Origin of the sequence: Pedobacter miscanthi (genome assembly GCF_032678605.1) — a bacterium.
Lineage (GTDB): Bacteria > Bacteroidota > Bacteroidia > Sphingobacteriales > Sphingobacteriaceae > Pedobacter > Pedobacter miscanthi_A.
The window spans coordinates 39,877-55,910 of the sequence record NZ_JAVTSU010000016.1 but is presented as its reverse complement, the minus strand read 5'-3'; the positions used below and the strand labels follow the sequence as shown (position 1 = coordinate 55,910).

9 protein-coding genes and 2 tRNA genes are annotated in these 16,034 nt (G+C 38.0%); all 11 read left to right on the top strand.

Annotated elements, in window-relative coordinates; all coding sequences use genetic code 11:
• Positions 1 to 21: 21 nt before the first annotated feature.
• The 11 genes from R2R28_RS21815 to tig all read left to right on the top strand — a co-directional run bounded on the left by R2R28_RS21815 (position 22) and on the right by tig (position 16,014).
• Positions 22 to 2,397: an ABC transporter permease gene (locus tag R2R28_RS21815; protein ID WP_316827771.1), complete on the top strand. Its 2,376-nt coding sequence runs from the start codon at positions 22 to 24 to the stop codon at positions 2,395 to 2,397.
• Between the two features lie 222 nt (positions 2,398 to 2,619).
• Entirely contained in the window at positions 2,620 to 5,019 is a 2,400-nt protein-coding gene (locus R2R28_RS21810; protein ID WP_316827770.1) for an ABC transporter permease, read from the top strand.
• Between the two features lie 76 nt (positions 5,020 to 5,095).
• Positions 5,096 to 7,492, top strand: a complete 2,397-nt coding sequence (locus tag R2R28_RS21805) for an ABC transporter permease (RefSeq protein ID WP_316827769.1) — start codon at positions 5,096 to 5,098, stop codon at positions 7,490 to 7,492.
• A 77-nt stretch (positions 7,493 to 7,569) separates the two neighbouring features.
• Positions 7,570 to 9,939 (top strand): ABC transporter permease, encoded by a 2,370-nt coding sequence (locus R2R28_RS21800; RefSeq protein ID WP_316827768.1) that lies wholly within the window; start codon positions 7,570 to 7,572, stop codon positions 9,937 to 9,939.
• Positions 9,940 to 10,090: 151 nt separating this feature from the next.
• Positions 10,091 to 10,771 carry an ABC transporter ATP-binding protein gene (locus R2R28_RS21795; protein ID WP_316827829.1) on the top strand — a complete coding sequence of 227 codons (681 nt, stop codon included), beginning with the start codon at positions 10,091 to 10,093 and terminating at the stop codon, positions 10,769 to 10,771.
• 228 nt (positions 10,772 to 10,999) lie between these two features.
• A complete protein-coding gene (locus tag R2R28_RS21790) occupies positions 11,000 to 12,163 on the top strand; it encodes an aspartyl protease family protein (protein WP_316827767.1) in 1,164 nt (387 codons plus the stop codon).
• Between the two features lie 188 nt (positions 12,164 to 12,351).
• Positions 12,352 to 13,149, top strand: coding sequence for a helical backbone metal receptor (locus R2R28_RS21785; RefSeq protein WP_316827766.1), 798 nt, complete (start codon positions 12,352 to 12,354; stop codon positions 13,147 to 13,149).
• Between the two features lie 61 nt (positions 13,150 to 13,210).
• The gene (locus R2R28_RS21780; RefSeq protein ID WP_316827765.1) at positions 13,211 to 13,513 is read left to right on the top strand and encodes a hypothetical protein; all 303 of its coding nucleotides are present in this window, start codon (positions 13,211 to 13,213) and stop codon (positions 13,511 to 13,513) included.
• 162 nt (positions 13,514 to 13,675) lie between these two features.
• Positions 13,676 to 13,757: transfer RNA gene (locus R2R28_RS21775), tRNA-Leu, on the top strand.
• 655 nt (positions 13,758 to 14,412) lie between these two features.
• Positions 14,413 to 14,494, top strand: a tRNA-Leu gene (locus tag R2R28_RS21770).
• 167 nt (positions 14,495 to 14,661) lie between these two features.
• Complete coding sequence (tig, locus tag R2R28_RS21765) at positions 14,662 to 16,014, top strand: trigger factor (protein WP_316827764.1); 1,353 nt, start codon at positions 14,662 to 14,664, stop codon at positions 16,012 to 16,014.
• Positions 16,015 to 16,034: the final 20 nt, after the last annotated feature.

The following is a 16,034-nucleotide window of genomic DNA, read 5'->3' as shown; positions in this document are numbered from 1 at the left end:
ACACCTCAAACCCTACACCCTATGTTCAAACTCAACTTAAAAATCGCACTTCGTAACCTTTGGCGGAACAAGGTAATTACCTCCATCAACATTGGTGGTCTGGCCATTGCATTAGCTGCTTTTATTTTGGTTACCATGTATTTTACCTACGAAACAGGTTTTGATAAGGCAAAACCCAACTACAACGAAATTTACTTGATAGGCAGGCAATTACCCGATTTTAAAACCAATAATACCCCGCCGCCATTGGGTAAAACCTTAAAAGCCGAACTGCCTGAAATCGTTTCGGTTGGTACCATGAAAATGAGCAATTTTGAATTTCCGGTGACCAGTAAAAATGGCGTTGTTTTTTTAAGTAAATGCCTGTATCTCGATTATGATGCAGCACAGATGTTTAAGATTAAACCCAGTAATGGTTTGCTTAGGCCAGAAAGCACAACGGAGAACCTGTTTTACTTAAGCAACGAAAATTATAAAACACTTTTTCCGAACAATAAAAACGGTAAGCCCGAAATGATTGGTATAGGCGGTAAATCTTCAGGCATAACCGGCAAACTGAGTGGAAGTGTTTATGCTGATCCACATTCCAATATTAACTTCGATGGCATTTCAGTAGTAAAAGAAATGGGCCTGGGCGAAAACTATGGTTATAATAACTATAACACTTACATCCAGGTAAAACCGGGGACGGATATTGAGGCCCTGGAGCACAAAGTTAATGCAATTTATAAAAGAGAAGCGCTTAAAGCAGGAGAGGATCCCAATAACGAGACTTTTAAAGGTACAAAGGCATTTCTCGATCCATTAAAAAACCTGCACTTGAAACCAAAGGCCGGTACCGATGCCAATTATAAAGTGCTTATGGCTTTGTCAGTCTTGGGTATTTTGATTTTGGTGATTGCCTGTATCAATTTTACCAACCTGAGCATTGCCCAGGCCACCAAAAGGGCTAAAGAAGTGGGTGTTAAAAAAGTGATGGGTGCATACCGTTTTCAGCTTGCTTTACAGTTTTTAACCGAAATACTCATCCAGTGTTTTGTGGCCACCATTTTAGGATTGATCATAGCCGAAATTATTCTGCCCAAATTTAATAACCTGTTTACGGTAAATCTATCCATCTGGGATCCTCACAATGCTATTTTTTGGCAGCTTCCATTAATTTTAATTTTTATTACCCTGGTTGCTGGTATTTACCCGGCAATGGTTTTATCCGGATTTAAACCAGCCCTTGTATTAAAGGGCAATTTCCAAACCAGCAAACAAAGTTATTGGTTGCGTAATGGTTTACTGGTATTCCAATTTAGCATTGCCGTTATTTTTATTACCGGTTTATTGATCATCAATTCGCAGTTAAAATATATGCGTACACAGGATATTGGCTTCAAACCCGAGCAGGTAGTGTATATTAAAAATCTTGCCTATTTTGTTTCTCCGGATAAATTTGATCCGATAAGGGATAGAATTGCGAAAATCCCTGGTGTGAAATCGGTTACGGTGGCAAATGCGGTACCAGATGGCTCTGATGGTGGTAAAAACAGATATACGGTAGATGGAAAAGAACAAAGTTTGACCTTTACAGATGTTGATTTTGATTATTTTGAAACGTTGAACATCAAGGTTAAAGAAGGAAGAACTTTTTCCAGAGAATTTAAAACCGATACGGCTAATTCTGCTATTCTGAATGAGGCTGCGGTTGCCAAATATGGCATAACCAATCCCATCGGCAAATCCATCAGGGGCTGCCAAAACAAAGCGTATAAAATTGTGGGTGTGATAAAAGATTTTAAAACACTTGGTTTCGAAAAACCGGTAGAACCGACAATTTATTCGATAAATGATCCATGTGGGAACCCGAAAACAGAAATTATGCTCAAGATAGAAGAAAGCCGCATGTCGGACGTATTAAATACACTGAAAGCACAATGGCCCGAAATCAACAAATTGGATGGCGATAATTTTCGTTACCAGTTTTTAGATGAAATGTATGGCAAATTGTTTAAAAAGCAAGAACAATTACAATCTGTATTTTTTGCCGCGGCTTTACTTACTATTTTTATAGCCATACTCGGTCTGTTTGCCTTTGCGAAGTATATCACAACAGGTAAGATTAAGGAAATTGCCGTACGGAAAATTTTGGGTGCAAGTAACCTGCAGATTTTTAAACTGATCAACAGCTCGTTCTTTATTATGGTGATTATAGCCAACATTATTTCCTGGCCTTTAGCTTATGTTTTGACCAAAAAGTGGCTCGAAACCTTTGCTTATCGCATCGATTTGCCGCTTTTACCTTTTATCATCAGCGCAGCATTAACCATTTTATTAACCATTATTACAGTAAGCATCCAGGCTAACAGTGCAGTAAAAGCAAATCCTGTTGATGCACTTAAATACGAATAATACCTGCGGAAGGCGTTTGGCAATCAGCGTGCATTTATCGCTTAACGCCAAACGCTCCTCTATTCTCCGTTCAGTACCGTACAGCTACTGTTCATAAACGGACATGTTTCTGTTTTAATTAATTGTATGTTATTGATATTGAGTTATTTGTGTTTTATTTTGTTCTTGGTATAAAATTGGCATAAGCATTTACAGAATTTCATTCTATTAATTATTCGATACATGTTTAAATTAAATTTGAAAATTGCCTGGCGAAACCTTTGGAAGAATAAAGGTTATACCTTTATCAATATTATGGGCCTTTCTATAGGTATGGCCAGCTGTATCCTCATTTTTATTTTTATCCGTTACCAGCTTAGTTTTGATGAGAATTTTAAAAACGAAAGCAGGGTATACCGCGTAATCACCAGCTGGACTGCTCCTGACAGCTTTTTTGAATCACCAGGTACTGCACGGCCACTTCCGGCTGCCATGCGGAATGATTTTAGCCAGCAATTTGAAAAGGTTGCAGCCATTCAGGCTGGTGGTGGCATTGTTAAAGTAAAAGATGCACAGGGAAGGGAAAGCATTAAAACCGCAGAAGATGTACAATATGCAGAGCCTGATTTTTTTGAAATCCTCGATTTTAAATGGCTGGAAGGCAATCCACGCCAGGCACTGAGTCAACCCAATACCGTTGTTTTATCTGATGAAATGGCTACTAAACTTTTTGGCGATTGGCATAAGGCTGTAGGTCAAAGCATCAATTTCAGAAACAAATTAGACCTTAAAGTAACCGGGATTATAGAAAAAACACCCGAAAACAGTTCTTTCCCACTTAACATCATTGTCTCTTACAAAACTTACCAAAACCAGGCCGGGCCAGAGTTAACCAGCTGGGGATCGGTTTCATCATCGTCTGAATGTTATGTAATGTTAAAAAAGGGTATTTCTATTGAAGAAGTGAACAGGAGTGTCCCCCAATTTATTGATAAATACTATCAAAAAGATAATATTTCGAAGGAGGGCCATCGTTTTCAGCCACTAAGGGATATCCACTATAACGAAGAGTTAGGCAATTTTGCAAACAAGGTGATTTCTAAAAAAGAACTTTATGGATTGGCCATTATCGGTGTTTTTTTACTGTTAACCGCCTGTATCAATTTTATCAATCTTGCAACAGCACAAGCGGTAAGCAGGGGCAAAGAAGTTGGTGTGCGTAAGGTAATGGGTAGTTTACGCAGGCAGCTCATTGTTCAGTTTTTAACCGAAACGTTAACCATAACCGTTCTTTCTTTATTGGTGGGATGTGTTTTAACCGAAATTGCGCTGCCAGGCATGCAAAGTTTATTTAAAGATCATATTTCCTTTAGCATTATCCAACACCCGGTTATACTGGTATTTATGTTTGTTTTGGTGATATTGGTGAGCTTTTTGGCAGGCTTTTACCCTGCGATGGTCATGTCTGGCTATAGCCCGGCACTAGCTATAAAAAATAAGATTACCGCAAATGCTTCGGGTTTAAGTTTACGTAAAGTTCTTGTTGTGGTGCAGTTTGCCATTACCATTATCCTCATTATTGGTACTTTGGTGGTGCTGCGGCAAATGAGTTACATGCGTGAGAAACCGCTTGGTTTTGTTCCTACCGCTATAGCCCTGGTTGATGTTCCTTCTGATAGTATGGCGATTACCCGTTACCATACCTTGCAGGATCAGATTAGTAAAATTCCTGGGGTATTATCAACCAGTTACTGTAATGCTGCCCCATCTTCTGATTATAATAACGAAAGTAATTTTAAATACAATGGTACTGTAACAGCAAATTTTCAGGTAAATACCAAAACCGGTGATGAAAATTATTTTAAAACATTTGGTTTACAGGTTATTGCGGGCAAAGGTTTGCCGAAAAGTGACACCGTTAAAAATTTTGTGGTGAACGAAACTATGCTGAAAAAACTCAATGTGGTTAATTATAACGAAGCGCTGGGCAAAACCATTAGGATTCATGGCAAAACCGGTAATATTATTGGCGTGGTTAAAGATTTCAATAACAAAAGTCTGCACGAACCCATTTCGCCTATTATTATAAACAGTGATAAAGAATCCTATACCACCATTGCCATAAAACTCGATGGCAAAAGCATTTTACCGGCCATGCAGATCATCGAAAAAACCTGGAATAATGTACTGCCAGAGTATGTGTATGGTGCTACCTTTATGGATGATAAAATCAGTGAGTATTATCAAACTGAAAAAATTATGGGGGCCTTGTTTAAGGTTTTTGCGGGGGTAATTATATTTATCTCCTTTATTGGTTTATTTGGACTCATCTCTTTTGTTGCCACGCAAAGAACCCGCGAAGTAGCCATCAGAAAGGTATTGGGCGCATCAACCATAGAGCTGATTAAAATGCTTAATGGTTCATTTTTAATGATGGTTTTTATCGCCAATTTAGTAGCGTGGCCTTTAGCTTATCTTTGTGTAGCCAAATGGCTGGCCACTTTTACCTACCGGATTGATTTGAGCATCTGGCCATTTGCAATTGCCATGGTTATTTCGATGGTTATTACCCTGATTACCGTAAGCATCCGCTCGTATAAAGCTGCGGTTGCCAATACCATTGATGCCCTTAAATACGAATAAAACCTAAGGGTGGCGTTTTGCGGTTAGCGTTGATTTATCGCTGGCCGCTAAGCCGCTTCACGCTAAACCTCAAAATATGTTCAAACTAAATTTAAAAATCGCCTGGCGGAACCTCTGGAAAAACAAAGGTTATACGTTGATTAATATTCTTGGTTTATCAATCGGGATGGCCAGTTGTATCCTTATTTTTATATTTATCCGGTTTCAACTTAGTTTTGATGAGGGTTATAAAAACGCAGATCGCATTTATAGGGTGGTTACCGATTGGAAATATAATGCTTTCGACGATTTCTCTGCCGGTGTACCCATACCTTTTACCGCGGCAGCAAGAAATGAAATAGCTGGTATAGAAAAGATTGGTGCCATAGCTAAAATAGATGATATTGTACATGTTAAGGATGATAGCGGCAAAGAAATTATAAAGAGTAATGAGAACATGTATTTCGCTGAACCCGAATTTTTTAATGTACTCCATATCAACTGGAAATACGGAAAGCCAGCAGAAGCACTAAAGGCCCCTAACAGTGTAACCTTATCTGAAGCGATGGCCATTAAGTATTTTGGCAGCGTAAACAATGCAGTCGGCAAAAGTATTACACTAGGCACAAAGACACAATTAAGGGTTACCGGGGTATTTCAGGATATGCCACAAAACTCAAGCTTTCCACTAAAAATAGTAATTGCTTATCAAAATTTATATGATTACTATGGTAACAAAGATTGCTGGGATTGCATAAACTCGAGCTTAAGTAGCTATGTATTGCTTAAAGAAGGACTGAGCAAATCAGATCTTGATGGCGCAATGGCAAAATTTAATAAAAAATATTATGCAGATCGGAAAATTGAAGGTAATCAGGTCAACAGGCTTCAGGCTTTAAAAGAGATCCATTTTGATGAACGTTACGATAATTTTGCAAACGCAACAATTGCAAGGAGCCAGATTTATGGTCTTGCTGTTATTGGGTTGTTTTTAATTTTTACCGCCTGTATTAACTTTGTTAATTTAAATACGGCTCAGGCCGTTAACCGGAGTAAAGAGGTTGGCGTGCGTAAAGTAATGGGGGGCAAACGGAAACAACTTATTATACAGTTTTTAACAGAAACGGTTGTGTTGGTTTTAATCGCGCTGCTGGTTGCCTGCATCATTAGCGAGCTGGCCATACCATCCATGCAGAACCTTTTCAAAAATCAGGTTACCTTCAGTTTGTTTGGTCACCCGGTTATTTTCGTGTTTATGATTTTGCTGGTTGCTTTTGTTGGCTTTCTGGCTGGTTTTTATCCGGCTATGATTATATCGGGCTTTAATCCGGCATTGGCGATAAAAAATAAAGTTACCCTTAACAATAATGGCTTAAGCTTGCGTAAAATCCTGGTTGTGGTTCAGTTTGCAATTACTGTGATCCTCATTATCGGAACTATTGTAATTGTAAATCAAATGGACTACCTGCAGCAAAAACCATTGGGTTTTAATTCTGCTGCGGTAGTAATGGTGAGAATGCCCGGAGACAATATTAGTCGGAACAAGCGTAATAATTTTAAAGAAAGGGTTTTGAAAATCCCCGGTGTACAATTGTTAAGCTATTGCCAGGCACCACCTTTATCTCAGGATGTAAATTCTACTAATTTTACCTTTAATGGAGCAATGAATAAAGATTTCGAGGTAAGGACCTGTAAGGCCGACGAAGATTATTTTAAGCTTTTTGATTTAAAAATAATTGCCGGTAAAATTTTTATGAAAAGCGATACCGCCAATGGGTATGTGGTGAACGAAACTTTTCTTAAAAAGGTAGGCATAAACAAGCCCGAAAATGCCTTAGGCAAAACAATTAATACCAATGGAATTAATATTCCCATTGTTGGTGTAGTGAAAGATTACAACGATAAATCGTTAAAAGAAAGCATTTCTGGTCTGGCCATTTCTTCAGATAAAAATCAATATTGGCAAGCCGCAATAAAGTTAGAAGGCAACCATCTGCTATCTACAACGAAACAAATAGAGGCCTTATGGACTAATACTTTTCCAAACAGCATTTACAATGCAAATTTTGTTGATGAGAGGATCAAAAATTACTACGAAAGCGAACGGGTAATGGGAATATTATTTAAAGTATTTGCCAGTGTAATCATTTTTATTTCCTTTATAGGTTTGTTTGGCCTGATCTCTTTTGTAGCCATGCAAAGAACCAAAGAAGTGGCTATCCGTAAAGTTTTGGGTGCATCTACCTTACAATTGGTAAAAATGCTTAACGGATCCTTTTTATTGATGGTATTTATTGCAAACATGGTAGCATGGCCAATGGCTTATTTATTTGTTTCGAGATGGCTTTCGGGCTTTGCCTATCGGATAGATCTGAGTGTTTGGCCATTTGTTATGGCGATGGTAATATCAATGCTGATTACTTTAATAACAGTAAGCTTTCGATCTTATAAAGCCGCGAATGCAAATACTATTGATGCACTTAAATATGAATAATATCTGCGTAAAACTTTTTGCGGTTAGCGTAAATTTATCGCTGACCGCTAAGCGCTTTACACTATACACAACGCCTTATGTTTAAACTCAACCTAAAAATCGCATTGCGTAACCTGTTTAGAAACAAAGTTTATGCAGCCATTAACATTTGTGGTTTGGCTATTGGCTTAACCTCCTGTTTGTTATTGTTGTTGTATGCCGGTTATGAGTGGGGCTACGATCGGCAATTTAAAAATTCACCCCATATTTACCAGGCCATGATTAATTTAAATGACCAGAAAGGGGAAATCATCAGGACGATTGATCAATCGCAAAATGTAATGCTGGGGGCACTGAAGCAAGAATTTCCTGATGTTTTATCTGGTGCCAGGATTACGGGCACTTATAAAAGGCTGGTGGCCAGTGGAGAAGAAAGTTTGAAACTGGATAGCAGGTATGTTGATCCTGATTTTTTGAAATTATTTAATTATCATTTTATCAGCGGAAACCCTGAAAAAGCCTTAAACGATCCCAATTCGATCGTGTTAACCGAAACAGCTGCGAAACGGATATTCGGAACAACTGATGTGCTGAATCAAAAAGTGCGTTTTGAAAACCAGGCTGATTTAAAAGTTACCGCCGTAATTAAAGATCTTCCTACGAATGTTACTTATAGCTTCGAATCGTTAACCACATTTGCCCTGTACGAAAATTTAAACCAATGGCCCAAAAAGCCAAATTGGGGCAGCCATGATTATTATACCCTGGTGAAATTGAACGAAAATACCGATGTTGCCGCTTTTAATACCAAATTAAAAGGTTTTGTAGGTAAACACTTTGCAACCGCCAAAGAAGATGTATTTCTTTACCCTTTAACCAAACTACACCTGTATGGAACTTTTTTAAATGGTAAAAGCATTGGAGGTAATATCAAACAGGTTCAGCTGTTTGTAGGTTTATCAATCGGTATCCTGCTTATTGCCTGTATCAATTTTATGAACCTTGCAACCGCCAGTACACAGGGCAGGGCAAAAGAAATTGGCGTTAAAAAAACAATGGGCGCATCCAGAACAAATCTGATTTTTCAGTTTATGTTAGAATCTTTTATTTTAACCCTAATCAGTATCCTGTTAAGTATTGTTCTGCTCGAATTCAGTTTGCCCATGTTCAACCGCCTACTCGGCATTGAGATTGTTTTTGATTACCTCAATCCGGTTAACTGGATATTGATTTTTAGCGTATTAATCATTACCGGTTTTATCTCCGGTAGCTATCCTTCATTTTACCTTTCAGGTTTTAATGTGATCCAGTCACTCAAAAAATCTCTGAATTTTAAAAAAGGATATGCCCTAACTTTCAGACAGGTTTTGGTGGTGGTACAATTTGGATTTTCGGTGGTGTTAATTGCGGCAACCATCACCATTTACAAGCAGATCCAGTTTATTAAAAATACACCTTTGGGTTATAAATCAAACGGATTGCTGGAAATACCTCACGAAGGACTATTATATGAAAAATTCAACCTGTTAAAAGCAAGACTGCTATCGAGCGGCGCTGTAGTAGGGGTAACCCAGTCATCAGGCAGTATTTCGAACAAAAACAGCAGTGTTAGGGGGTTGGGCTGGTATGGAATGTCCGAAAGTGATAAAATGATCGATTTTGATCAGATTTATACCACTTACGATTTTACCAAAACCGTAAACATCAGGTTGCTGGCCGGAAGGGATTTCGACCAGAAATTTGCTTCAGATACCGCTGCTCTATTGTTGAGCAAAAAAGCAGTGGAAGTGATGCATTTAAAAAATCCAGTGGGCGCCAGCATTGTATATCAGGGTGCGAAAAGAAATGTGGTAGGGGTTTTTGAAAATATCGTATGGGGCGATCCAGGTAATGTTGCTGCACCCATGGTAATTGCCTATGCCGATATTAGCGATGTAATTACCATGCGCTTAAACCCTGGCAAAAGCTTAAGTGAGAGCATTGGCATTATTAACAGGCTGGTAAAAGAAATAAACCCGAATTTTCCTGTCGAAATTAAATTTATTGATGGTTTGAATGAAATTAAACTAAAAAACGAGCAGATTTTAGGCACTTTGGCAAATTTATTTGGTTGTTTGGCTGTTTTTGTATCTTGTTTAGGCTTATTTGGTCTTTCTTCTTTCAGCACTGCCCAAAGGATTAAAGAAGTAAGCATCCGCAAAATTTTAGGGGCCTCTATCACCGAATTAATGGCTTTATTATCTTTAAGTTTTATAAAACTGATTGGTATTGCAATTTTCATTGCACTTCCGGTTGCCTATTATATTATGAATAACTGGTTAATGCATTTCGAGATCAGAACAAGCTTAAATTTGTGGATGTTTTTAGCAACCGCAATGTTTACCTTACTGATTGCTGTTTTAACCATTACCTGGCAAACTTATCGCGCGGCTAAAATAAATGCGGTTGATGCTTTAAAATACGAATAAACCAGTGGGAGGCGTTTGGCATTAGGCGATAAGTTTTCGCAGACCGTTAAACGCTCCACATCAAAAATACGAATAAACCTGCGCAGAGCGTTTGGTACCAGGCGATAAATCCACGCCACACACCAACCGCTCCACGCCCAACGCTAAAATGATGATTCAACTTAACAACATCGAAAAATACTACGCCAACAAAGGCGTTAAAAATTATGTACTCCGTTTGGTAACCACTACCATTAAACAAGGTGAATTTGTTTCCATTATGGGACCATCAGGTGCCGGGAAATCGACCCTGCTTAATATTATCGGTATGCTCGAAGAACCAACTTACGGTACGTACGAATTTTTAGGCGAAAATGTAACTTCACTTAACGAACGTAAACGCATTGAACTGTACCGTAACCACATCGGTTTTGTTTTTCAGGCTTACCACCTTATAGACGAGATGACGGTTTACGAGAACATCGAAGCCCCTCTGTTGTATAAAAAAGTGGGTAGCTCTGAGCGGGCAAGCAGAATTGCCGATCTTTTAGACCGTTTTAACATCGTGGCCAAAAAAGATTTATTCCCGAACCAGCTTTCGGGCGGACAGCAACAACTGGTTGGTATTGCAAGAGCATTAGCAGCACAGCCATCAATTATTCTGGCCGACGAACCAACGGGTAACCTTCAATCGGCACAGGCCGAAGAAATTATGGAACTCTTTAAAAAACTAAACCAGGAAGATGGGATTACCATTATCCAGGTAACACACTCTGAAAAAAATGCGCAATATGGCAACCGGATTTTACACATTGCCGATGGCGTTGTAAAGGAAGATATTACCGTAGCATAAACCTCGGCTAAAGTTAAACATTGTTTATTTCACTTATGGAGAAATGAAAAGGATGCACTCAAATATAAAATCTGGGGTTATCCGTACATCTGTGGCGAAAAAAACAGAAGAAGGATCAGGTTACAGCAAAATAGATGTTCGGGATGTGTAGTAAAGTACATCCCGAACATAAAATTTTAGCTTTAATACCATTGCTAATCCTTAAATTCGTTTTCTAAAACCATTTTAATGAAACAGCTCCTCATTATCGCACTTACTTTCCTTTCAACAGCAGCGTTTTCACAAAAACAGCTGCCCATTGTTAAAGCAAATTCCAAAACAGCTAAAATTTTAGAAGAAGATGGCCTGGTTAAAGGCTGGAATATCGATCCAAAAACGAATCCGGATGTTTTTATAACTACAAAACTGGTAAAAGCCAAAACGGTTAAATTTAAAACCGATATCGATTCCATTACCTTTAAACTCAAACCAGGAGAAAAAAAGGATTTCATGGTGCTGTTAAATGGTAAAGATTCTTGTTATACACAAATTGCTAGTCCGGAAATTAAAAATTTCAGTAAAATTAAACCCGAAATCCACGATAGTATTTCACTCTTTATCAATAGCGAAAGTACCATATATGTAAAATCGGTATTCAATAAAATTGATACTTTAAATTTAAACTTTGATAGCGGAACAACAGAATTGGTGTTTACCAATAATGTGCTGAAAAATAAAATAAAATCTAACCCTAAATTATACGATACCTATTATAACCTGAACATAGGCAACAGCGAATATAAAACCAAGGTTTATCCTGCCGAACTAACAGGGACAGGTACTGATGGCAGGTTTGGCTGGGATTTGTTTGATGGAAAAATAGTTGAATTGAATTACGATCAAAATGTAATGGTTGTACATTCCGTTTTGCCAAAGCATGTAACTAAAGACAAAAGTTTTAGCAAATTAAACATCAAATATTTTTCGTCGCTTTTTCTTGTAGAAAGCACCATTGAACAAAATGGGTTAAAAAATACAGATTGGTTTCTTTTTGATACGGGTTACCATCGCACAGCTATGCTCGATAACGACCTGCTAAAAACAGGAAACTTCCCGACAGACAAAATGGATGTGATTAAAAAAGTAATGATGCATGGCGCCACAGGAAACGAAATACCTGTGATCACTGCTAGCCTGCAAACCCTTAAAATAGGTAAATATGATCTGAAAGATGTACCTGTACAATTGATAACAGGGAATAAACCTTTAAGAGGTGCAAATATCCATATTTTAGGTAACGAAGTATTAAAACGATTCAATACCTTTCTTGATTTTCAGAATAATGTAATTTACCTTAAACCAAACCATTTTTATAGCGACGGTTATGTAGAGCAAAAAAAGAGTGGTGCGTAGTTTTGAATAGAAGAGTTGTTATCTCGACCGAAGCACAGTGGAGCGGAGAGATTTCTCTCGAGATGGGTTTAGCATCGCTGAGCACTTTGTGATTCCGGACTACGTTGCACCCGATAGTTGTCGGGTCGGCTCAAAATGACGACACCTGGAGCGCTCAACATGTAAACCCTAAACCTTACCTTTGCATCATGCAAAAAACGTTTACCGATCAAATGGGAGTGGAAATCACAATCAATTTCCCACCAAAACGGATTATTTCTGTTGTACCCTCGCAAACAGAGCTTTTGTTCGATTTAAGCCTGGATCAGGAAATTATCGGATTGACCAGATTTTGCATCCATCCGATCGAAAAATTTGCAGGACGAACCAAAGTAGGAGGGACGAAAAAGCTCAATATCGATCTGATTAAGGATCTAAAACCCGATCTGATTATTGGTAATAAAGAAGAAAATACCCAGAGTGATATAGCAGAACTTGCAGAACATTTTCCCGTTTGGATGAGTGATATTTTTACCCTTGATGGTGCGATGAAAACCATTGCCGAAATAGGCGCATTGGTAGATCGGGAACCAGAAGCCAGTTACCTTAACCACCTTATTTCGGCTGGCTTTAACGATTTAAAAACACTTGCATTACAACATCATATCGATAAAAAAGTAGCCTACCTCATCTGGCGTAAGCCCTACATGGCCGCCGGGAAAAATACTTTTATTGATGATATCCTGCTCATCAACGGTATGACGAATGTGATAAAAACCGAGCGTTATCCTGCTGTAACATTAGAACAACTGAAAACTACAAACTGTGAACTGATTTTACTCTCATCAGAACCTTATCCTTTTGGAGAAAAACACATAGAAGAAATTCGAGCAGCTATTCCTGATGTTAAAATTATGCTTGTTGACGGTGAAATGTTCAGTTGGTATGGCAGCAGATTGGTTAAAGCTGTTCAGTATTTTTTCGAATTCCAAAAACAACTTTATTAACGATACCGTTTTAATTTTTGTAAATTGTAGCATAAAATTAAATCATTCCGTTTAAACTATCATGAAAAGAATACTAATATTATCCCTGTTTGTTGCCGCAATTTCTGGCTGTAGCACTATGAAAGATGCCAGCCACAAGGGTTCGGTTACGGCAAGCGGAACAATCCAGAAATTAGGTATGAGCACCTTTCAGTATGGTACGCACCTGTTAAAAGCAGACAATAAAACCTATGCTTTAAAAAGTGGTTCCATAAATCTTGATACTTATTTAGATAAAAAAGTGACCATAAAAGGAAAGAAAGTTGCCGGTTATCCAGTAGATGGTGGACCTGAACTGGTTGATGTAACACTGGTGAAGTTTTAGGTAAGATGGGAAATGTAAGATGGATGATGTGCGGCGAGCCGAGCTCGTTGCATTCCACCGTCTGTGTCTCAGAGACCATCGCTAATTAAATTTTATAAGTCCCCATAAAAATTTGATTTTTCAATTTAGTTTCTATCTTTGCAGTCCTTAAAACATCCTAATGCGGAAGTGGCGTAATTGGTAGCCGCACCAGACTTAGGATCTGGCGCTTCACGGCGTGGGGGTTCGAGTCCCTTCTTCCGCACAACAAAATCAACCGTTCCGATTTAAAGTCAGAACGGTTTTTTTATGGCTCAGCCCATTGATCTTGTAATTAGTGTTACCGCTTCGTTCTTTTTAACCACAGATGCAAACAGATAAACACGGATGGTGTATTTTTTATACATTCATTATATAATTAACAGGCTTTCTTTCTATACGCTGCATTTTAAAAAATAGCCAAAGAAGATTTTCTGGTCGTCCCGTACGGACGAATCATGTCAAGCCAATTACCAAATTGGCGTTTTCGTTCTGTAGGAACGTTTGGTATTTAAACCATTAATACTTCACCTATTCTTGCCACCTAAACCCGATGGAAGCGGTCCCGATTTTTCATCGGGATAAAGCGTACAGCGGGATTATATTATCCTAAACGCTACTGAATCTGCTTTCCAAAAAAATAAACGCATCATTATTCTGAAAACAAAAATCTATTCTTTATTGCAACATAGCCCTAATTCAAGTTACAAGTCTTCAATGTGTCTCTGCAAACCATCACGAAAAATACCTTCAGTTAATTTTTTCTCCTTAAAAACTAATTAGTTAGCCTTTTTTGGTCAAAATAATCAATAAAATATGTTGAATGCCTTTTGATTATTCAATCTTGTTTCTATCTTTGCAGTCCTTACAACATCCTAACTGCGGAAGTGGCGTAATTGGTAGCCGCACCAGACTTAGGATCTGGCGCTTCACGGCGTGGGGGTTCGAGTCCCTTCTTCCGCACAACAAGATAAAGGCCGTTTCGATTTAAACATCGGAACGGTTTTGTTTTTAAAAAACATTGATTAATAAAAATTGATGTGCTGTTTCGGTTGTGTTGATACCTGGTTTTCTCAAATCTTGTATTTCAATTTTCCGATCTAATTGTACATCTTAATATATCTCACAAAATGAATATTACACAGGAAAAAACCGGCAACTTAAATGCTGTTGTAAAAATCAAGATCGCACCTGCTGATTACACTGCAAAAGTAGAGAAAGCTATTAAAGATCAAGCTAAAAAAGCACAATTACCTGGTTTCCGTAAAGGAATGGTTCCTGCTGCCCACATTAAAAAAATGTATGGCAAAAGTATCCTGGTAGAAGAGGTTAACAACTTATTGAACGACACCTTATCAAACTACATCGCTGAGCAAAAATTAGAAATTTTAGGTCAGCCACTTCCTAAAATGGATGATGAGCGTGAATTTAAATGGGATAATACAGATGATTTCGAATTTGATTACGAGTTAGGTTTAGCGCCTGCGTTTGAAGTAAATGTTTCATCTAAAGATAAATTTACCGAGTACGTAGTTAAAGCTGATAAAGAAACTTTAGAAAGCCGTATCAAAAATATCCGTCGCAGCTATGGCAAAATGACAAATCCAGAGGTTTCAGCTGATGATGATGTTCTATATGCCGAATTAACTGAGGTGGGTACTGACGGGACTGCTGTAGAAGGTGGTATTGCCAGCACAGGTACAATCCGTTTAGACCAGGTTAAAGATAAAAAAATCCTTAAATCGTTAATCGGTTTAAAGAAAGATGATGAAGTTACCATCAATATCCAAAAAGCATTGGAAGATGCTGCGGTGATTGCAAAAGCTTTAAATATTTCTGAAGAACAAGCTGCTGAATTGAAAGCAGATTTTAAACTTCAAATTAAAAATGTAAACCGTTTAGAAGAATCAGACTTAAACCAGGAGTTTTTTGATAAATTATTTGGTGAAGGTACGGTAACTGACGAAGCCGGTTTCAAAGCAAAAATTACTGAAGAAGTAGAAAGCATGTTTAAACAAGATGCTGATCGTAAATTATCGAATGATATTTATGAAGCATTATTAGTTAAACACAATTTTGAATTACCTGATGAGTTTTTACGTCGTTGGTTAAAAGCAACTAACGAAAAACTAACTGACGAAGAATTGGCAGAAGGTTATGATGATTTCGCTAAAAACCTTAAATGGACTTTAATCGAAAACAAAATCATTAAAGATAACAGCGTCGAAATTAAATACGAAGATGTAGTTCAGGCAGCTAAAGCAAAATTAGATGCACAGTTCAGAATGTACAGCCCAAGCCCGCTTCCTGAAGATCAACTGGCGCAATATGCTGTTCAGTTTTTACAGGACAAAGAAAATGCAAACCGTGTTTTCGAAGAGGTAAAAGCATTAAAAACTTTCGAGCAAATCAAATCTATCGTTACTTTAGAACAAAAAGATATTGACTACGATAAGTTTGTGGCGTTAGTAGAGAAAAAGTAACGGCGGTTGGCGTATGGCGC

Excerpts from the sequence above, each read along its gene's own strand:
- R2R28_RS21795 (WP_316827829.1), top strand. The coding sequence starts at position 10,091 with ATGATTCAACTTAACAACATCGAAAAATACTACGCCAACAAAGGCGTT.
- tig (WP_316827764.1), top strand. The coding sequence starts at position 14,662 with ATGAATATTACACAGGAAAAAACCGGCAACTTAAATGCTGTTGTAAAA.
- R2R28_RS21800 (WP_316827768.1), top strand. The coding sequence starts at position 7,570 with ATGTTTAAACTCAACCTAAAAATCGCATTGCGTAACCTGTTTAGAAAC.
- R2R28_RS21805 (WP_316827769.1), top strand. The coding sequence starts at position 5,096 with ATGTTCAAACTAAATTTAAAAATCGCCTGGCGGAACCTCTGGAAAAAC.
- R2R28_RS21785 (WP_316827766.1), top strand. The coding sequence starts at position 12,352 with ATGCAAAAAACGTTTACCGATCAAATGGGAGTGGAAATCACAATCAAT.
- R2R28_RS21790 (WP_316827767.1), top strand. The coding sequence starts at position 11,000 with ATGAAACAGCTCCTCATTATCGCACTTACTTTCCTTTCAACAGCAGCG.
- R2R28_RS21815 (WP_316827771.1), top strand. The coding sequence starts at position 22 with ATGTTCAAACTCAACTTAAAAATCGCACTTCGTAACCTTTGGCGGAAC.
- R2R28_RS21810 (WP_316827770.1), top strand. The coding sequence starts at position 2,620 with ATGTTTAAATTAAATTTGAAAATTGCCTGGCGAAACCTTTGGAAGAAT.
- R2R28_RS21780 (WP_316827765.1), top strand. The coding sequence starts at position 13,211 with ATGAAAAGAATACTAATATTATCCCTGTTTGTTGCCGCAATTTCTGGC.